Raw genomic sequence first — 20,450 nt, forward strand, 5'->3', positions numbered from 1 at the left:
GAGTTTTTTACACATGTTTATGTGTCAATCTATTACTCTGGCTGATAATCTTTTTTGTTGCTGATATATACGCGTTTTCTAGTTCAGACACGACTTCCTCTATCGACTGTACTTGATTAATTGCACCAATTCCTTGCCCAGAACCCCAAATATCTTTCCATGCTTTCACCTCCGGATTATCCAATTTATTAAAGTTAATTTCCTGTTTCTTTTCTAAGTTATTCGGGTCAAGACCTGCTTTTACAATACTTGGGATTAAATAATTTGCGTTAACACCGCTGAATGCATCCGTATAGATAATATCTTCAATCGATGAATCAACAATCATTTGCTTATATTCATCAGGCGCGCCACTCTCTTCTGAAGGAATAAACCGGGTTCCCATGTAAACAAAGTCTGCTCCTACGATTTCCGAAGCGAGAATATCTTCTCCTTCTGACATACCGCCAGCTAATACGATCGGCCCTTCAAAAAATGACCGTATCTCATGGATAAATGCAATGGGATTCAATACACCAGCATGCCCACCAGCTCCACTAGCTACGAGTATTAATCCATCCGCACCTTTCTCTATTGCCTTTTTCGCAAACTTAACATTAATTACATCGGAAAAGACGATGCCACCATATCCATGGGCAATTTCCACTACAGGACTTGGATCTCCGAGTGATGTAATTACAATAGGTGGTTGGTATTTTTCGATTAACTTAAGATCTTCAGTGTATCGTTTATTGGAACGATGAGTGATAAAGTTAATCCCCCATGGAGCGATTTTCTTCGTTGGCTCCTTTTCTTTAATTGCGTTGATTTCGATATTAATTTGATGCATCCAGTCTTCCAAAATATCACCGGTACGGGCATTTAATGCTGGAAATGTCCCAGCAATACCAGCTTGGCAAGCAGCCACTACCATTTTCGGGCTGGATACTAAAAACATTGGCGCCATAATAACAGGCAAGCGCACCGAATCTTTCATTCGTTGAATGGCTTCGTTAGACATATTCAAGACTCCTCTTTCCAAAGAATTTTTGTATACATTATACAGCTATGGTTACTATTGCTTTGAGTTGATAGATATCTCCTGTACCTGAGCCTCTTGCTCCATTCACTTGGTTAAAGTAAAAGTTTTAGGCGTCAAGCACTTATTGGAAGCGATTTCAACTTTATTTTTCATCCAATAATCACTGAATACCCATTCATTATTCAATTACTGATAATTCTAATAATTATGGCTTAGATTGTCAAGTTTTCTCTAGCGTCAGCGTACCCATAGAATCATTCTGTAGACGTAAATGACTAGCTACAGCTTCGATATCGGTAGAGAAAATCCGATCTTTGCTAATCGTCGGTACAATATTTCGGTATTCGTGATATTTCGCTTTTAGTTGCGCTGCCATGTTTTCAATCCCTTTACTTTCTACTGCTTGTAACGCACAAATACATTCAATTGATAACACGTGACGCGTATTGTGGATAATCTCTCTTGCGTGTCGAGATGCAATTGTTCCCATACTAACATGATCCTCCTGATTTGCAGAAGAGGGAATTGAGTCAACACTCGCTGGATGAGCTAAGGTTTTATTTTCAGATACAAGTGAGGCCGCGGCATATTGCATGATCATCGCTCCAGATTGAAGTCCTGGCTGCGCACTTAAAAATGGGGATAAATCATTTAATTGTGGATTAACTAATCGTTCCACTCGGCGTTCAGAAATATTAGCAAGTTCAGCAATTGCTATTTTAAGAAAATCCATCGCTAAGGCAATTGGCTGACCATGAAAATTCCCACCCGATATCACTAATTTTCCACCTTTAAATATAAGTGGGTTATCAGTTGCAGCATTTGCTTCAATTTCCAACTTTTCTTTTACGTAATCAAGTGCCTGCCATGTTGCTCCATGCACCTGAGGGATGCAGCGGAGCGAGTAAGCATCTTGTACACGCTTATCCCCTTGCTTAGTTATTAATCGACTCCCCTCTAACCAATCGGTCATTCGTCTAGCTACATTGGTTTGTTGTGGATATCCTCTTGCTTCATGAACCGCAGGATGGAAAGCATCAATAATTGCTTGTAATCCTTCCATTGTTAGTCCTGCAATCCATTCACTATCATATGCGAGCTTCTCTGCCTCTATATAGTTGATGACTCCAACTGCTGTCATTGCCTGGGTACCGTTAATTAAGGCTAAGCCTTCTTTTGCCTGTAATACAATTGGTTTAATTCCCTTTTCTGCCAAAACCGAAGCCGCATCCGTTGGTTTCCCTGTCATATCAAAGACCTTTCCTTCCCCAATCATTACTAAGGCTAAATGTGCTAGAGGAGCTAAGTCTCCAGATGCCCCAAGAGAACCCTGCGAAGGAATAACTGGATGAATACGCTGATTGACCAGTTTTACTAATTGTTCTACAAGAACCGGGCGTACACCGGAATATCCTTTTACTAATGCATTTAACCGAAGTACCATCATGGCACGTGCGATCGTTTCTTCGAATGGTTTGCCAATTCCACAAGCATGGGAGCGAATCAAATGCAATTGTAAATCTTCTACGTCCTTCGTATCAATTCTTACATCGCTGAATTTTCCAAAGCCCGTCGTGATCCCATAGACAATTTCTTTGTTGGCAACAATTCGATCTACGGCTACTCTACTTTCTTGGACCCTTTCCATCGTCTTACTCGAAATCGCTATTTGTTCAAAATGAATACAGATTCGTTTTAATTGTTCCACTGTTAAATTGTTTCCGGTTAATTCAATCATTGATTTTCCTCCGTTTCATAAACCAAGCAGCAAGGTGCAGCTCGAACTCAGTAAGTTATCCGCAACTGTAAATTTCTAGACAATAAAAGAGATGACAATGGCATACAAAAACAGCCATCATCACCTCCTTTTAGCTAATTCCTTTAGGTAATGATTATCTTATCTTCTTTAAATATGATTAACGCCTAGGCCAACCGTTTCATGTTCCAAGCCTTTGATTGGTGCACCGATCGTTCCATAAAAGGCAACCGCAATCCATTCACCTTCTCCAGAGTCCACATAAGGTTCTCCACGAACAACAGCAAAGCGTAAACCAACGGTCCGCATCATTTCACCAATCGCCCACTGCCCTCTTGTAATTCCTTCCAGACCTTCTAATATTGCATGATAAAGTGCATGGGTTTCTCGGTAAATTCCGTCTTGAATCAAACCGCTACGTTTTACTGCTGTCTCCACTGCAGATATTACCTTTTGCATATCCATTGATCCGACTTTGCCTTCACAGCATTGGGCATCTTGAAGCAGGGATGAATATGACGCTCGTTCTTGCTCCTCTAACATCGCCAGTAATGTTGCAATTTTCCCAATCCGAAGTTTCTGTGTCATCCGTTTGTTCTCCTAAAAAATATTCTATTTCTTTCAGCTCCATTCTAAAATGAGAGCAATTTAACTAATGACTAGTAACTAATAATCAGTATACGTGCTGGCAAATTCATTCGTCAATTCTATTTATGAAGATTCCGTCTTTTTATTATACAGATACTTTAAAATCGAAAACTCAACCTCATCACTAAATCATCTATTCCAATGTGAACTTATAATAATACATATGCAATCGGCGTGACGATAATGATTGTCAAAATGGTACGTTCTATCCATATCACGAGTAACTTCGGAATGGAAATTGGAATTTCCGTAGATAGAATAACTGGTATGGTTGCTGAGAAAAATAAAATCGCTGATACCGATAGGGTACCAATGACAAATTTCGTAACTAGCGGGCCTTCTGCAGCATACAGAGCTGGTAAAAACATTTCCGCTATTTCCATCGCTGCCGCTTTTGCTGCCATCAATGGCTCTGGTACTTGCATGATCCATGTAAATGGATAGAAGATATATCCAAGTATATCAAAGGTAAAAGTGAATTCTGCAAGTACTAACCCCAAAAGTCCAACCGACAAAATCGATGGTAAAATTGACATTGTCATCATAAGTCCGTCTTTCAGATTTAACCATATATTTTTATAAATGGATGGCGCATGTTCAGCAACTTTCATCGCTTGCTGCCATGCAACTTTGAATCGTTCCCTTTCTACTTTTGCTTCTGGATCGCCTTTTTGATCCGCATAAAAACGTTCACTCATTTTGTTTAACGGCCAAATCCGTACAGTAATTGCCGTGATCAGAAACGTGACAACTAAGGTAACCCCAAAATACGTATTCCATTTTTCCATGAGTCCAAGCGTGTTTGCCACAACAACCATAAACGTAACAGATACTGTAGAAAAACCCGTTGCGATAATCGCTGCTTCTTTCTCTGTATATTTTCCTTCTTTAAAAACGCGATTGGTAATTAATAAGCCAAGGGAGTAACTACCAACGAATGATGCAACAGCATCAATCGCCGACCTACCTGGCGTTTTCCATATCGGCCGCATCATTGGCTGCAGCAATACGCCAACAAACTCTAAAAGTCCGTAGCTAACTAATAATGCAAGAAAGATCGCACCAATTGGCACAAGCACCCCTACTGGAGTAACCAAGCTTTCCATTAAAAATGGGCCCATATCAGGACTGAATAACCAATTCGGTCCAATATCCAGATAAAGCATGAATGCTACAATTAGCCCAATGACCTTGAAAAAAGATAAGACCTTGGTTACAGCGCTTTTCTTCCATGAACGGTTCACAAACGGTTGTATCGCACCAAAAGCAATAATGACAAAGATATACACAGAGACTACAGTAGGGAAGCCATTACGTAAAAACGTTACGAGATGGTCCAACGGTATCGACGAACTGCCATTTATTGATATTGGAAGAAAGAACATGAAAATTCCAATGAGGCTATAACCAAAAAACTTCATTACCGCTTGCTTCGGATGATTTGTTCCGGTTACTGGTACCTGCTTCTGCACTTCACTCATGGATATCCTCCCAGCTTAACGTACCTTTTTTAACGCCCTCGTTTGTAAGTTACCATCTTCTACAACTACTTGCCCACACTTGATAACTGTATCTACATGATTCATTCCATATTGATAGGACAAAGTTAAATAATTCGGAACATCGAAAATTGTAATATCTGCTTGTTTCCCAATTTCTAGGCTCCCAATTTGATTAGCTCGGCCAATTGCATGTGCAGCATTAATGGTTGTGGCCGTAATTACTTCTTCTGGTGTCATACCCATTTTTAAACAGCCAAGATTCATAATAAATTGTAAAGACAGTGTTGGTGACGAACCTGGGTTTGCATCTGTGGAAAGTGCAACCGCTAAACCTTGGTCAATCATTTTCCTTGCCTGGGCAAATTCCGCCATTAGAAAAAATGCAGTGCCTGGAAGCAGGACCCCAATCACATCCTGATCCGCCATTTGGCGAATTCCTTCATCAGATGCTTTCAACAAATGATCGGCTGAAACAGCCCCAACTGCTGCAGCTAACTCTGCTCCACCATAGGGTTCAATTTCATCTGCATGGATTTTTGGAATCAAACCAAATTCCTTACCAGCTTCTAAAATTCTTCGTGATTGTTCTGGTGTAAACACACCCCGTTCGCAGAATACATCATTAAATTGGGCTAGTTTCCGTTTTGCAATTTCCGGTATCATTTCAGAAATAACTCGATCAACAAATGCGTCTGGATTCGCTTTTTCCTCAACTGGAACAGCATGTGCCCCCATAAAAGTAGAAACAATATCCATAACATGATTCTCATTTAAGTGCTGAGATACTTCCAATTGCTTGATCTCATGTTCTGTAGTTAAGCCATATCCACTCTTTGCTTCTACCGTAGTTACACCATTTACTAAAAATGTGTCTAGACGCTGTTTTGACTCTTGGTATAGTTGATCAACATCCGCCTGCTGTGTAGCCCGAGTAGTAGCATGAATCCCACCACCCTGATTCATAATGTCCATATACGTCTTTCCTTTTAAACGCATCGCATATTCATTTTCCCGCGTTCCTGCATGAACAAGATGTGTATGAGGGTCAATGAGACCTGGAGATACTACTTTACCTGACGCATTAATCTGTTTTGCCTGATTGATCTCATTTTTATACTTCGTTTGAATGCCTTCCGTTGTACCAACCGCAATAATCTTTCCATCCGTTGCAAGTAATGCGCCATCTTCAATACAGTTCAATTCTCTCATCCCATCTCTTTTGGCAGGATTCTCCGTATGTCCACTTACCGTAACTAATTGGGCTGCGTGTTTAATAAAGATACTCTCTGACATTTATAACGCTCCTTTATTTAACATTGGAATATGAACACCTTTTTCCTTTGCTGCCTCTTCTGCTTTTCTATAGCCCGCGTCCACATGCCGAACGACGCCCATTCCTGGATCTGTTGTCAGTACACGATCTAACCGTGCCTCCGCTTCTTTTGTCCCATCAGCAACAATTACCATTCCAGCATGTAGAGAATAACCCATACCAACACCGCCACCATGATGTACACTGACCCAACTTGCGCCACCAACGCTATTAATTAACGCGTTTAAGATTGGCCAATCTGCCACAGCATCACTACCATCCTTCATAGCTTCCGTTTCCCGATTTGGTGAGGCCACGGAACCTGAATCAAGGTGGTCGCGTCCTATAACCATTGGTGCTTTTAATTCCCCACGTTCAACCATACGATTAATGATCTTGCCAAAGCGCGCTCTTTCTCCATACCCAAGCCAGCAAATACGTGAAGGAAGCCCTTGAAAACTAATTTTTTCTCGTGCCATACGAATCCACTTACAAAGGGATTCATTGTCACTAAATTCCCGTAAGATGACTTCATCTGTTTTATAGATATCTTCCGGATCACCGGATAGCGCTACCCAGCGAAACGGCCCTTTCCCTTCACAAAATTGTGGGCGGATGTATGCAGGAACAAACCCAGGAAAATCAAATGCATTTGCAACTCCCTCATCTTTAGCTACTTGGCGAATATTATTGCCATAGTCAAAGGTGACCGCTCCTTTAGATTGCATTTCCAGCATCGCCTGTACATGAGTAGCAATACTTTGTTTAGATAATTGAACATAATTCGCCGAGTCATTCTTACGTCGTTTGACGGCTTCTGCTAACGTCAGTTCGACGGGAATATATCCATTTAATGGGTCATGAGCAGATGTTTGATCTGTAAGCACATCAGGGATAAACCCCTTGTTAAGCATTTGCGGTAGGAGATCAGCTGCGTTTCCTAATAGACCGATAGATAGTGCCTCTCCCTTATTACGTGCTTCTTCTGCAAGTTTAATAGCTTCATCCAAGCTATCAGTCGAAGTATCCAAGTAATTCGTATCTAAACGACGGCTTATTCGATGAGGGTCCATTTCCATTGCGATACAAACACCTTCATTTAATGTTACCGCTAATGGTTGTGCACCTCCCATTCCTCCTAAACCAGCTGTAACAGTTATCGTTCCTTTCAAGTTCCCGTCAAAATGCTGCCTCGCACATTCTGCGAACGTCTCATACGTCCCTTGTACAATCCCCTGACTGCCAATATAAATCCAACTACCCGCAGTCATTTGTCCATACATCATTAACCCTTTCTGATCCAATTCATGGAAATGTTCCCAATTCGCCCAGACTGGTACTAAATTCGAATTAGCAATCAATACTTTCGGAGCGTTTTTATGGGTGCGGAATACAGCGACTGGTTTTCCTGATTGAATTAGTAATGTCTCATTATCCTCAAGCTGTTTTAATTCCTTGACGATTGCCTCGTAGCATTGCCAATTGCGAGCTGCTTTGCCAATTCCTCCATACACCACTAGCTCTGCTGGATTTTCTGCCACCTCCGGGTTCAGATTATTACTCAACATTCGTAACGCCGCTTCTTGAATCCAACCTTTTGTATGCAATTCTGAGCCACGATATTGCTCTACCTGTATGTTGTTTTCCGTTTTCATATTTCCCCATCTCCTATTCTCTTGATCTTTTCAAAAGATATATGCACCCAATAGTCGAAATAGCCAGTATTTTATATTTAACGTAATATCATGTTAGTTAATTCCTTGCAGAGACTTCCTGTGTATTCCCTGCATTACTTCAGCAACCAGATAAGCAGCTAATCGTACGGTTGAATCACTTGTATCTAATTCTGGATTCACTTCAGAAATATCAAAACTTACGAACTGTTGTTTGTTTGAAATATATTGGAGGATCGCTCGAACAGTTTTTGGTTCCAATCCAAAAGGTGACGGTGCACTAACCCCTGGAGCTGCTGATTCCTGTAGTGAATCAGTGCATAAAGTTAACATAAGGTAATCATATTGTTCACTAAACCAATCGATTTGCTGGAACGTCGATGTAAGATCAGCAACATCTTCTTCCATCACATACTGACAACTATAGTTATCTGCCTCATCGAATAGCGCTTGAGTATTTCCCAACCGTTGGATACCCAAGCACAAATAACCTGCTCGCTTATCTTGTTCAAGAATTTGTTTGAACATCGTCCCAGATGAAGGTGCTGCTTCATTACGCAAATCAAAATGAGCATCAATGTTAATAATTCCAATCGTCGCCTCTCGACTAACCGATTTACGTACTCCTAAATAGTGACCGTATAATGTCTCATGTCCTCCTCCTAATATAATTGGCGTACAACGATGTTTAAACAGTGAATGAATATACGTCCCTAGTTCTTCCTGTGCCTCCTCCATACGCTCATCCATGCACTGTACATTACCCAGATCAATTATTTTGGAAGTATTTATATGGGAGGGCAGTTTTGCCAAGGACTTACGAATTTCGTTTGGTGCTTTTTTAGCGCCCTGTCTACCTTTATTTCGCTTGACTCCTTCATCACACTCAAAACCAATGAAACCAAAAGTCAATTGTTTTTGCTCAATGAGTTCACTGTTATTCTTTATTTCAACAATCTGATGAAATCGGTAGCTTCTAGGGTTATTGTAATCATCCACTCTGCCTGTCCATATTTTTTTATCTACTGGTTGATAGATGAAAATCACCTCGATGTTTCATTTTTTAGAAAATACTTACTTTACGTAAAATTATACGTAAGCTAATATATAATTACCAATACATATTTTCTATAAATTTATAGTTTAAATCTATAAAAATGGAGGGAAACAATGGATTTTCGCCTGTACATTTATTTCATTACGGTTGTAGAACAAGCAACCTTTACAAAAGCCGCTGATGTTCTTCATATTTCTCAGCCATCCTTGAGTGCAGCAATAAAAAGATTGGAACAAGGGGTTGGAATGACACTATTGGAAAGAAGCACTCGGCATATAAAAGTGACTGAAGAAGGAAACATTCTTTATCATGAAGCTAAGAAATTAGTCAATCATTATCAGCATGTTTCCAACGAAATGAACCGGCTAAAACGAGAAGGACCGCTCCAACTACAGATTGGGTTAATTGAGTCCTCTCATTTCTGGGTCCCTAAGATTTTAAAATCATTTAAACGAGACTATCCCCATGCACAAATTAACTTACATGAAATTCTCAGCTTACCTGACGTAGAAAACGCACTCATGAACTTTGATATTCACTTAGCTATCACGAATCAATTTCTCAACAGCGAGATGATTGAAGCAACTCCTCTTTATCAAGAAAGATTAGTGGCAGTTCTTCCTAACGGGCACAGACTGGCCAGCAAAAGAGAATTAAGGTTTGCAGATATGGAAGGTGAAGCATTTATTGTATGTAAGGAAGGATTTCAGACAAGAAAGGACATTTTACATGCATTTGGAAAATCTGGTTTTCAACCAAAAATCCAATTTGAAATTGAAAGGTTTGAAACAGCATGTCGTTTAGTGGATGAGGGACTAGGCATGACCATATTACCTGAAAACTACGTAGACCAAGCAATGAATGGGAATTATACAATCAGGCCTATAGTTGGAGAAGATATCGCGCGTCATGTTTACCTAGCATACGAAAAAAATCGGTATTTACCTCCGATTGTACTACGATATATTGAATTAATAGAAACATATTTTAAAGTCAATCATCGTATTACAACAAAGTAGCGATATCGTTCTCCCATTTAGCTGTGATGATGCCTCGTTTAAATAGAATAAGGGATCATTTGGTGTTCCTTAAAAACTCCTCCACATCTGCCATTGTTGGCATTGCTATAGCGGTTCCTGTTTTCGTTACCGATATTGCCGCAACTGCATTCGCTCGAATAACAGCTTTGTCTAATTTCATGCCTTTAGCAATAAATGTTGCCAAACCGCCATTAAATGCATCTCCCGCACCAGTTGTATCAACCGCTTGAACAGGGAAGCCTTTTACAAGTGTTCCCTCATCAGAACCGTCATACACAAAGCAGCCTTGTTTTCCAAGGGTAATAACAACTGCATGCACGCCACGCTCGATTAATTGTTTGGCTGCTTTCCTTGCTGATGACTCATCCACCACTTCTATCCCCGTGAGTAAACTTGCTTCCGTTTCATTTGGTGTAATATACGCAATGTCTTGCAGTAAATCATCGTCGATTTGTTGGAAAGGTGCTGGATTTAAGATGACCGGCTTATTATGTTTTCTTGCGAGTTGAATCGTTGTTCGAATTGCATCCATCGATGTTTCTAATTGAACGAGTACCATATCCGATGCTTCTAAACGCTGTTCAGCGCCTTGTACATCCGTTGAGGTTATTTTCCCGCATGCTCCCAAAGCAACAACGATCGTATTTTCCCCTTGATCATCAACCGTAATAATAGCAGTTCCAGTCGCTTCTTCTGTATGTCGTGTTACATATGTAGTATCTATGCTTTCTTCCGTAAAATTTTCCATTGCATGGTCACCGAATAGATCGTGACCAACTTTCGTCACCATGGTTACATTAGCACCCTGTCTAGCAGCGGCTACAGCTTGGTTACTCCCTTTTCCACCAGGCCCCATTTGAAATGGTCCACCTAATACGGTCTCTCCCGGTTTTGGCATATGTGGTGTTCTGCTCATCAAATCTACTACATAACTCCCTACAACCATTATATTCGCCATTGAATTTTTCACTCCTTACATTCGACTCTTTGTTCATTATACAAGCAATATTGGATATTTTGTATAGTAGAACCCGTTTACATCCCACCTCATTTACATTATCTTTAAAGGGGAAGGCGACAGCAAGGATTAAAATGAAAAGCAGGTGTTGTTACCCTAGTTAGCTCTAAGGTATGCCCTCGGAATATTTTAGATAATCATCGTTTCATTAAGACTTAACTTCCAAACGCTTTTCCTAATCAGTTTTGTATTATTCTATATTGCACCCTTGGTCATTTGAAGTACCTTTAAATAAGTCTATAAGCACCCTTACTTCCCCCCTTCTGATTGATATCCATTATTTCTTAGCGCCTTTTCTACCGCTTCTAAATATTGAAATTTTAATTTTTTATCGGGCTCGAGATAAGTTCCTTCTGCCCATTCATTCCAAGCATTTATGAACAAAAGGTCACTTTGATACAAATGGTTTGCACGATGAATTTGCTCGCTTAAATAGTTTTGAAAATATGTTGGATTAGCACCAACACAAAAACTGGCATTTTCGCCAAGACGAGCAGTATTATCCCAATCGATAAAAGCACCTGGTATAACCTTCGTTTCATTATCAACTAGAGATCTATTTAAAATACAGGACCATAGTGTATCGTAGTCCATGGCTAGTTTTCTTCCGTTGTATCCACTTATCCCCTTCCACATACGATGACAACCACCGTGAGCCATCGTATAATGCGGTTCAAATTCCAATGAAGCATCAAAATTAGTTTTATCCGATAGTGGATGAAATCCATTTAAAGTTCTAATAAAATATATCCCTTCAAGGCCGTGTTGCTTAGCCAATTCGTTCCAATATAGTAACATCTCAGAACAATTCGGTATGAGTTCAGGGCGATAAATTAGAAAAATTGGTTTATCCTGGACACGAATATATCTATCATCCATAAAGGCACGTAATAGATAGTTAAAATGCGATTGCCAATCTTTTTCTCTTCCATAGTATTGAGGCATCAAGACCTGATCTTCACTCCCATCCCATCTCCTTGACCAAGGTTCATTTGCCCAAGAAAGACAAAATGGAAAGTCTGGCTTACCAGAGGTTAATACTTCATTAAATGGTTTTTCAAGTAACATCTTTCCATCGAACCAATAATGATAATAGCAAAAACCATAGATACCATACTTCTTAGCTAAATTTGCCTGCCATTCACGCACACTTGGGTCTAGGAGGTTATAATAATAATCTTGATAAGGTTCACGGGGTTGATAATGATTGGTAAATAAGGGTGATGATTTTTTTGTATTCGTCCATTCTGTAAACCCTTCCCCCCACCACTTATTATTCTCAGGGATTTCATGAAATTGCGGTAAATAAAAGGCGATTAGTTTGATTTTGCATTGATTATTGTGATTAGCACCTTCCCCCGTTCTTTGAATTCGATCCATTCCTTTTCCATGCATTAGAGCTCTGCTCATAGGAAAGGATACTTCCTCATACGCAAAACCTTTCCATTCTAGAGATAGACCATTCTCCTTCCCAGTTATTTCATCGTCTTTACAATGCTGAATCAATCCAATATTTAGAGCATGATCCCATAACCTTACATTTTTAACCTTTCCTACAAAAAATCCATACCGTTTAAGTCCTCCAATTGTTCCTGAAGCAAATACTTCTTCCTTAGCACTGGAAACTCCTTCTTTAACAAACTCTCCATTTATAAAGAGATTAGGTATTTTATTCTTAATGACAATGGAAATATGGGACCATTCTTTTAGCTCTGTACCGCACACCAAAGTAGCAGGAAAATAGTCATCAGCATGCTCCACTACAACAACTCCGTTCGTACCAACAGATACCCCTACACCTGATTGGAATTTATTTTCAGTATGTCCTGGAAAAATTACAAATCGTTGATCAATTAGCCCCTGTGTACCTTTATTATTTTCATTAACTAACCGGATCTTTTCTTCCGGTTTCACCCAAAATTCATACGTGAAATGATTGCTGATGTTTTTAATTAACGGTTTAATTTCAATGTTACTATTTCCATCAAAGTACAGACGTTCTTCATTGACCATGAAATCTCTCCTTTTAAAACCCATTATCGCCCCAAAATGAGACTCTCCAAGTTTATACCATCACTAATTAATAAAAGGAAACCATATCATCATCTTCCCTTAAGCAAACAATACCTGATAGGGACTGACAATCTACCACAAACTTACGACGAATTGGAACCATTGGAGTCGTTCCTCCCACATCTTGATAACTAAAAATAACACAACAACTATTGTCCAATGATTTTTCCAATTTAAATACAGTTGGCATACCCGATCCATCAAGGGATATTGGTTCAGAAGTTCCCTTCTCCTTAATTAAGAATCGTTCACATCTTTCCACATCACAAAAATCTGTATTTTGTTGCCAAAACATATTACTTAATAATTTACAAATGCAATTATTACATTGTATTAAATGGTCACATCCACTACACCCATCCTTTCTTCTTTTTACACGACGCCGTTTCTCCCAGAATGCCTCTCTACTATATCTTCTAGCAGATTTATACACGCCCACGACTATCCCTCCTTTTATACCCCCATTTTGAAACAACTTACTACATCATATTAAAACTCCCAGATATTGATTAGATGTTCGACTACTTATTGGCTCATTATCCTGAATCTGATCTTAGAATATCTTTCTTTTCAAATACATAGGTATGTTAATGGAGTTGACAGCAACCGTTTACCGAGAAAGAGTGGTTGAATATGAAGGGTGTTATTTTAGCAGGTGGGTTAGGCACAAGATTGTCACCAATAACTAAAGTAATAAATAAGCACCTATTACCGGTGGGTTGTTTTCCAATGATTTACCATTCAATTTGGAAGCTAAAGGAAATAGGAGTTACGGACATTTTACTTGTGATAAATAAAAAAGACACACAAGATTTCAAAACAATAATAGGTAATGGGGAAGCATTAGGTGTCAATATACATTATGGATTACAGCTCGATGCAAAGGGAATTTCAGACGCTGTTTATGTATCAAAAGATTTTATTCAAGACGATAAATTCATCGTCTTACTCGGTGATAACCTATTTGAGGACTCACTAGTTTCCTATGTGGAGAATTTTAAAACACAGCCAGTTGGAGCCAAAATCATAGTGAAACAAGTGGGTAATCCGGAACAATTTGGAGTTGCTTCATTTAATAAGATGGATAATCGAATTACTTCGATTCTGGAGAAGCCCAAACATCCACCTTCAAATTATTGTGTTACTGGTATTTATATGTACGACAGTAATGTATTTAAGCTTATTGAAACACTAAACCCTTCAAATCGAGGAGAATTAGAAATAACAGACATCAATAACCTCTATATTCAAGATAGACTAATGACATATGACGTGTTATCGGGGTGGTGGATTGATGCTGGTACATTCCAAGATTACGCACGTGCTAATGAACTTATTTTAAAAAAGAAGCTGGATAACTAAATGAATTGTGATACAAGGATTGACGTATGACGCTTGACTATAATTACCAGTTATAATCAACCTCTAAAAAAGAAATCTCTAGAAGGGAGATTTATGATGAAAAAAATGATTATTTCAGGTGGGGAAGGGCAGCTTGGAGTAGCATTTGCAAAAAGATTACAGCCTTCATATCATATCATCAGTTATTCAAAAAAAGAGATGGATATAACAAATCCCGAGGAAGTTGACAAAATCATCAAGCAGAATAAGCCTGATTATCTTATTCATTGTGCTGCTTACACCGATGTGGATCAATGTGAAAATATGAAAATGAAAGCTTTCCAAGTCAATACACTTGGTTCATTAAATATTGCTAAATCTTGTAAGAGTCATAAGGTGAAATTAGTTTATATTAGCAGTGATTATGTATTTGATGGTGAAAGCAATGTGGCATATAGCGAAACGAGCAAGCCAAATCCCAAAAACACCTATGGCCTAAGTAAATGGTTAGGGGAAGAAGTCGTTTTAAAAACCAACCCTGAAAGCTATATTGTAAGAACATCTTGGCTATACGGGCACGGGGGAAAAAATTTTGTACGAACGATGTGGTATTTGGCGAAGCAAGGTCAGGAGGTGTCAGTTGTCTCGGATCAAATTGGATCTCCAACGTATGCAGAAGATCTTGTTGAAAAATGTTTAGAAATATTCGAATCTCCTTATGGTATCTATCACATTAGCAATCAAGGAAAATGTAGTTGGTATGATTTGGCTCGAGTAATTTACCAAGAGTCAGGCACAGGTATTCATCTGGTAAAACCAGTATTAACAAAGGATTACCAAAAGACTTCCGTGCCAAGGCCTTTTTTTTCTGCTCTAAAAATGGAAAGATTGAAGCAATTAAACATTTCCTTACCATGTACATGGAAAAAGGGGTTAACAAAATTTATGGGGAAGGAGAAACTTTAAATGATGGAAGGCGTAGTTGTTAAAGAATTAATAAGACATTGTGATGATCGCGGTTATCTGACTGAGTTAGTAAGAGATGATGATAATTTGCTAGAACACTTTGGGCAGGCAACCTTTTCCATGAGTTACCCTGGAGTCATCAAAGCATTTCATTATCATGAAAAACAAGATGACTTATGGTTTTTTCCATCTGGAAATGCTCAAGTGGTTCTTCATGATCTTCGAAAAAATTCAAGTACAAGTGGGAAAACCGAAACATATTATATGGGTGAAAACAATCCTATTCTATTATTAATCCCTAAAGGAGTCGCACATGGATACCGTGTGCTTGGTTGTAATCCAGCAACTTTAATTTATTTTACAACCACTTCGTATAATCCGAAAAATCCTGATGAAAAACGGTTATCTTGGGACGACAAACAAATCGATTTTGATTGGCAGACTCATTATCGCTAGTCAACAACAATGGTGGGGTTAATCACTCCTTACGATACCTATCATTTCTTCCACTCTACTCGCAAATGTATGCAAACGTAATACCTTATCTTTTGCACTTTCAGCAATTTCCTGTCGTAATTCATTTTTATTTAAATATTGGCTTATTTTGTATATGCAGTCTTCATCTGTTTGAAATGAAACAATCTCCTTTCCCTCTTGAAAATAAGTTGGGAGTTCATCAATATATTCCATAAGTGCGAATGAACCGCAGCTTGCAATATCAAACATACGATTATTAACACTTTGATTAAGAATTCCAGCCGTATTCTGATTGGAGGGTTCATTATGAGGCCGTAACGTATTAAGTATAATCTTAGAATTTGAATAGAAATCTGCAACTTTGTTGGGGGGAATCCAACGACTTATTACCTTACATCTGCTTCTAGCTGATTTTGGAATCCATTGTGCACGCCAATTATTTCCAATTAATTGCATAGTGTATGAAGTTTTTTCTAAAATTAATAACACCAATCGAATTCTTTCTAGATAAGGGTACCCGACCATACATATATCATATTGCCTTTCTATACTTCTTTGCGAGAATACAGAAGGGTTTGTACCAAGCATCAGATGATGGACATTTTTGTGCCCTAGCCTTTTATAATATGCTACTGCATTTGAATCAATTGAAAATATATAATCGAAGTACGGCAGAATTTTAATGGAACGATCCGTATAATAAGGATCTTCTGTAAGCCAAAGAACCGACTTAAAATTGCCGGATTGTATGGTTTCTAATATATAAATAGGAAGATGATCCCCCAACATAGTTAGAATCATATCGGGTTTAAACTGTTGACAAACATGTTGAAAATTCCCTCCGTTTCGTAACGAGAAATACATTGTAGTCAATCCGCTACATTTGTTTATTTCATCGTAGATCCATTGATCAAAATAGGTATAAATACCAGAATATCCGGATGGAATATATAAAACATTCATTTCAAAGATATCTCCTCTATTTATAGATATTTATTGCTTTCAATTATATTAGGAGTTCTTCAAAAAATGACTAGCAAAAAGGGAAATGAGGCAGGTGATAAGAGTGAACCCTAAAATAACCGTCATTCTTACAAGTTATAATAAGCCAGACACAGTTGGCAAAGCTATTAATAGTGTATTAAATCAGACATTTAATAACTGGGAACTTTTTATTATGGACGATGCTTCGAACACACAAACTACTAATATTATCCATACTTATTTAGACGACTCACGCATTTATTATTATAATAGTGGTATTAAAGACAATCAAAGATATAAAAAAACTCGCTATGCTACGTTAATTAATATCGCCATTTCCTTATCTCACGGAGAATACATTTCCTATTTAACAGATGATGTGTTTTATTTGCCTGAAAGATTAGAGGAGATGGCGCATTTCTTGGACCAACACCATTCCATTAACATTGTGTACTCTGGACAATTGATAAAACATGTTGATCATTCTTACAATGTGGTAGCTGAAAAGAACCTAAACACGAAGGGCATCTTAAAAAAGGCTGCACATCAAGTCGATCATTGCTCCGTAATGCATACGAGAAACATTGCCAATGAAGTTTTTAAATCCTATCAAAGTTATTGGAATGATGATCCTATGTATTGGTATAATGCTGATGCAGCATTCTGGAATCGATTAAATAGGTTTGCCCCCTTCCATCCCATTCCTAAAGTCTTAGATGTTAGCTTAATTACCCCATCATCTCTGCAACAGCTAACATCTTATCTTCCAGAAACCATACCGGATGGTGTTTTAGTAAAAGGATTAGATGACAAAGTTTATTTAATTGACAATCAGAAGCGTAGACATATTTCAGAAGCGATGTTTGACCAATTAAAATACAACAGAGCTAACGTTGTACAAATACCTGACCCCATCCTTTTTAAATATGAAGAAACTATGCCTATTGACCTCAATCTTGTTAATAATGGCTTCATTCCAAATCAACGTTTAGTACAATCAAGAGAATCCAAAGAAATGTATTTTATCCAAGATAACAAAAAAAGAAAAATTTGCAATAATAGGGTTTTACGGAGATTCCATCTTCATATTAAGGACATAATCCTAATGGATGACATTACGTTAACAAAATTAAAAGATGGTGAAGTAATAGTTGAACGCATTTCTAATAACACACTACTACCAGATGGAGTTGTTTTCAAATATATGAATACACATTATTTAAGTATTAATCATTGTCTACACCCCGTTCATCTAAAAATATTAAATAAACTGAAATTATTTACGAGAAATGCTGTTAGATTAACAAAAGGAGAATTTCAATTATTCGAAGTGGCAACCCCAATAACTTGGCCTTTCATAGGAGAAGATAATAAACAACATAAAATTTAAAGCAAAGAAATTTTCTCCCTTGCTTGCATAAATAATGATTTTCTGTTATATTACAGGCAACTAAATATCTTCTTATTTCAATTTTTTGAAGTGAGGATAGAGGTGCAATGTTCATGATTACACCGTTTGAGGATGATGAGATCCAGGGAAGATGGTGGAAAGGGGGCATTGCCGAAGCCACAGAAATCTCATATTTTCTGTAGCTGGTTCTGCTATTGAATAAATACAGGACTGTCATATAGGAAACTATATGGAGGGCTATCTGACGCAAGAAACGATTCTAACGTTTCTGCAGCAGTGATACCCCTCGCTGTTGCTTTTTTGCGTTTATTATATATGGCCTTTCCACCTATCAAAAATTACACAAAAAGGGTGTGAAGCAATGTTATTTGGCCAAGTAGTAACTGCAATGGTTACCCCATTTGATCAACAAGGAGAAATTGATTTTCAAGCAACGGAAAATCTAGTTAATTATTTAATTGCAAATGGATCCGATGCATTAGTCGTAGCTGGTACAACTGGAGAATCACCAACACTTACAAATGAAGAAAAATTAGCGTTATTTAAATCGGTTGTGAAAATTACTAACGGCAGAATTCCAATTATTGCTGGGACTGGATCAAATCATACAAAAGCATCGATTGAGTTAACGAAACAAGCAGAACAAACTGGCGTAGATGGTATTATGCTGGTTACCCCATACTATAGCAAGCCTTCACAAGAAGGGATATATAGACATTTTCAATCGATCGCCGAAGCAACCTCCCTACCGATCATGCTTTATAACGTTCCAGGTAGAACTGTTGCCAATGCTAGCGCTGAAACAATTGTAAGACTATCTGAAATTGATTCTATTGTATCAATTAAAGAGGCCAGCGGTGACCTTGATCAAATCACGGAAATCATTCGTCGCACGCCTCATGATTTCACACTTTATAGTGGAGATGATGGACTTACATTACCTGTATTATCGGTAGGAGGAACTGGTGTCGTTTCCGTAGCTTCCCATATAATTGGCAATGAAATGCAAGAAATGGTCAACCAGTATCGAAATGGAAATGTAATAAGAAGTGCAGAGGTGCATCAGCATCTACTCCCAATTATGAAAGCACTATTTGCGGCACCGAGTCCAACACCAGTAAAAGCAGCATTGAACCTTAAAGGTATTTCTGTTGGTAGCGTTCGTTTGCCAATGGTGCCTCTACATCAAGAAGAGTACGAAGAATTGAAACATGTATTGCAGTTCAGCCAATCCATGGTATCCGCGATATAAAAAATTTACAATTATGCAATGCCATAAAACAGCCGCACATCTTTTTGTGACGGCTGTTTCTTTTTGCTTTTACTTACTACTCCCTATCCTTCAGCGAAATAAACTTAAATACATATTTCGACGGATGAAAGTATATTTTTGAATACTCAAATACCGTTCCTTGCACAAATGTTGAAAATGCTTTTAAATAAAGCAGCGGCTCATTCTCCTCAACTTGAAGAAAATCCACAATCTCTTTCGTTGGCATGATCGGATACAGTTCTCCGTAACGTTTATCGATCTGATGACCTTTCTGTTCAATATAGTCATATTTTGATTCTTTCATCACATCAATGGACAAGTCTGGGAACAGTTCTACAGGCAAGTAAGATTCCTCCAGAATAAAAGCTTCTTTATCTGCCAATCGTAACCGCTTAATATAATACACCTTATCATCTTCCGAAACATTTAATACATCCTGCACTTCTACTGAAGGCAATGTTAACTGAAATTCTATTATTTCATTCGATGGTTGATGGTCTAGTCTGATCATTTCCTCTGTAAAGCTTTGTAATTTATATATATTATGTTCAACCTTGTTATGGCTTATATATGTTCCACTACCTTGAACACGATATAATAATTTTTCTTCTACCAATAACTTAATAGCCTGCCTTACTGTTACTCGACTAACACCATACGAATGAGCTAGCTTTGTTTCAGTCGGAATAGCATCTCCCTGCGCTAATTTTGCTGAGATGATATCTTCTTTAATTCTGTTTGCGATCTGTTTGTATAAAGGCAATGATTTATCCCACATTCAACGACCAGCCTCTCGAAAAATATATACTTCAGTCTACCATTTACAGCATGATTTTCATAGTTACTGATAGAATTTGTTCTAAATTTGTATTGATAACCATATAATATTTGTGTTAAA

Annotated in this window: 18 protein-coding genes, 1 pseudogene and 1 riboswitch; of the genes and pseudogenes, 6 read left to right on the forward strand and 13 right to left on the reverse strand. The window is 38.2% G+C overall.

What is annotated here, in order from left to right:
• Positions 1–7: 7 nt before the first annotated feature.
• From M948_RS26420 to hutG, 7 genes are all read right to left on the reverse strand, one after another.
• Positions 8–1,000: an NAD(P)H-dependent flavin oxidoreductase gene (locus M948_RS26420; protein ID WP_021289395.1), complete on the reverse strand. Its 993-nt coding sequence runs from the start codon at positions 998–1,000 to the stop codon at positions 8–10.
• Positions 1,001–1,241: 241 nt separating this feature from the next.
• Positions 1,242–2,759, reverse strand: a complete 1,518-nt coding sequence (gene hutH / locus M948_RS26425) for a histidine ammonia-lyase (protein ID WP_021289396.1) — start codon at positions 2,757–2,759, stop codon at positions 1,242–1,244.
• 168 nt (positions 2,760–2,927) lie between these two features.
• Positions 2,928–3,365 (reverse strand): hut operon transcriptional regulator HutP, encoded by a 438-nt coding sequence (hutP, locus tag M948_RS26430; protein ID WP_021289397.1) that lies wholly within the window; start codon positions 3,363–3,365, stop codon positions 2,928–2,930.
• Positions 3,366–3,574: 209 nt separating this feature from the next.
• The gene (locus M948_RS26435) at positions 3,575–4,906 is read right to left on the reverse strand and encodes a YjiH family protein (protein WP_021289398.1); all 1,332 of its coding nucleotides are present in this window, start codon (positions 4,904–4,906) and stop codon (positions 3,575–3,577) included.
• Between the two features lie 15 nt (positions 4,907–4,921).
• On the reverse strand, positions 4,922–6,220 hold the full coding sequence (gene hutI / locus M948_RS26440) for an imidazolonepropionase (RefSeq protein WP_021289399.1): 1,299 nt from the start codon (positions 6,218–6,220) through the stop codon (positions 4,922–4,924).
• On the reverse strand, positions 6,221–7,894 hold the full coding sequence (gene hutU, locus M948_RS26445) for a urocanate hydratase (protein WP_021289400.1): 1,674 nt from the start codon (positions 7,892–7,894) through the stop codon (positions 6,221–6,223).
• A 93-nt stretch (positions 7,895–7,987) separates the two neighbouring features.
• On the reverse strand, positions 7,988–8,959 hold the full coding sequence (hutG, locus tag M948_RS26450; RefSeq protein WP_021289401.1) for a formimidoylglutamase: 972 nt from the start codon (positions 8,957–8,959) through the stop codon (positions 7,988–7,990).
• Between the two features lie 123 nt (positions 8,960–9,082).
• Here hutG and M948_RS26455 point away from each other — a divergent pair, with 123 nt between their 5' ends.
• Positions 9,083–9,988 (forward strand): LysR family transcriptional regulator, encoded by a 906-nt coding sequence (locus M948_RS26455; protein WP_021289402.1) that lies wholly within the window; start codon positions 9,083–9,085, stop codon positions 9,986–9,988.
• A gap of 55 nt (positions 9,989–10,043) precedes the next feature.
• On the opposite strand, the gene rbsK is transcribed toward M948_RS26455, so the two are convergent.
• From rbsK to M948_RS26465, 4 genes and pseudogenes are all read right to left on the reverse strand, one after another.
• Entirely contained in the window at positions 10,044–10,967 is a 924-nt protein-coding gene (rbsK, locus tag M948_RS26460) for a ribokinase (protein WP_021289403.1), read from the reverse strand.
• Positions 10,968–11,276: 309 nt separating this feature from the next.
• Complete coding sequence (locus M948_RS43565) at positions 11,277–12,353, reverse strand: glycosyltransferase WbsX family protein (protein ID WP_031335065.1); 1,077 nt, start codon at positions 12,351–12,353, stop codon at positions 11,277–11,279.
• Between the two features lie 198 nt (positions 12,354–12,551).
• Positions 12,552–13,064 (reverse strand): annotated as a pseudogene (locus M948_RS43570) (LamG-like jellyroll fold domain-containing protein); the annotation flags it as partial.
• 43 nt (positions 13,065–13,107) lie between these two features.
• Positions 13,108–13,539: a hypothetical protein gene (locus tag M948_RS26465; RefSeq protein WP_021289405.1), complete on the reverse strand. Its 432-nt coding sequence runs from the start codon at positions 13,537–13,539 to the stop codon at positions 13,108–13,110.
• A 194-nt stretch (positions 13,540–13,733) separates the two neighbouring features.
• On the opposite strand from M948_RS26465, the gene M948_RS26470 reads away from it, so the two are divergent.
• From M948_RS26470 to M948_RS26480, 3 genes are all read left to right on the forward strand, one after another.
• Positions 13,734–14,462, forward strand: a complete 729-nt coding sequence (locus M948_RS26470; protein WP_021289406.1) for a sugar phosphate nucleotidyltransferase — start codon at positions 13,734–13,736, stop codon at positions 14,460–14,462.
• 93 nt (positions 14,463–14,555) lie between these two features.
• Positions 14,556–15,407: a dTDP-4-dehydrorhamnose reductase gene (gene rfbD / locus M948_RS26475; protein ID WP_021289407.1), complete on the forward strand. Its 852-nt coding sequence runs from the start codon at positions 14,556–14,558 to the stop codon at positions 15,405–15,407.
• Positions 15,408–15,863: a dTDP-4-dehydrorhamnose 3,5-epimerase family protein gene (locus M948_RS26480; RefSeq protein WP_021289408.1), complete on the forward strand. Its 456-nt coding sequence runs from the start codon at positions 15,408–15,410 to the stop codon at positions 15,861–15,863.
• An 18-nt stretch (positions 15,864–15,881) separates the two neighbouring features.
• Here the strand turns inward: M948_RS26480 and M948_RS26485 are convergent, their stop codons facing one another.
• Entirely contained in the window at positions 15,882–16,847 is a 966-nt protein-coding gene (locus tag M948_RS26485; RefSeq protein WP_021289409.1) for a CgeB family protein, read from the reverse strand.
• Positions 16,848–16,950: 103 nt separating this feature from the next.
• On the opposite strand from M948_RS26485, the gene M948_RS26490 reads away from it, so the two are divergent.
• Both M948_RS26490 and dapA read left to right on the forward strand, forming a co-directional pair.
• Complete coding sequence (locus tag M948_RS26490) at positions 16,951–18,258, forward strand: glycosyltransferase family 2 protein (RefSeq protein ID WP_021289410.1); 1,308 nt, start codon at positions 16,951–16,953, stop codon at positions 18,256–18,258.
• An 89-nt stretch (positions 18,259–18,347) separates the two neighbouring features.
• Positions 18,348–18,527: riboswitch (Lysine riboswitch) on the forward strand.
• Between the two features lie 113 nt (positions 18,528–18,640).
• Complete coding sequence (gene dapA / locus M948_RS26495; protein WP_021289412.1) at positions 18,641–19,531, forward strand: 4-hydroxy-tetrahydrodipicolinate synthase; 891 nt, start codon at positions 18,641–18,643, stop codon at positions 19,529–19,531.
• A gap of 76 nt (positions 19,532–19,607) precedes the next feature.
• On the opposite strand, the gene M948_RS26500 is transcribed toward dapA, so the two are convergent.
• Complete coding sequence (locus M948_RS26500; protein ID WP_021289413.1) at positions 19,608–20,330, reverse strand: GntR family transcriptional regulator; 723 nt, start codon at positions 20,328–20,330, stop codon at positions 19,608–19,610.
• Positions 20,331–20,450 lie beyond the last annotated feature (120 nt).

The sequence above is a fragment of the Virgibacillus sp. CM-4 genome, from assembly GCF_000445495.1.
In the GTDB taxonomy this organism is placed as follows: domain Bacteria; phylum Bacillota; class Bacilli; order Bacillales; family Amphibacillaceae; genus Virgibacillus; species Virgibacillus salexigens.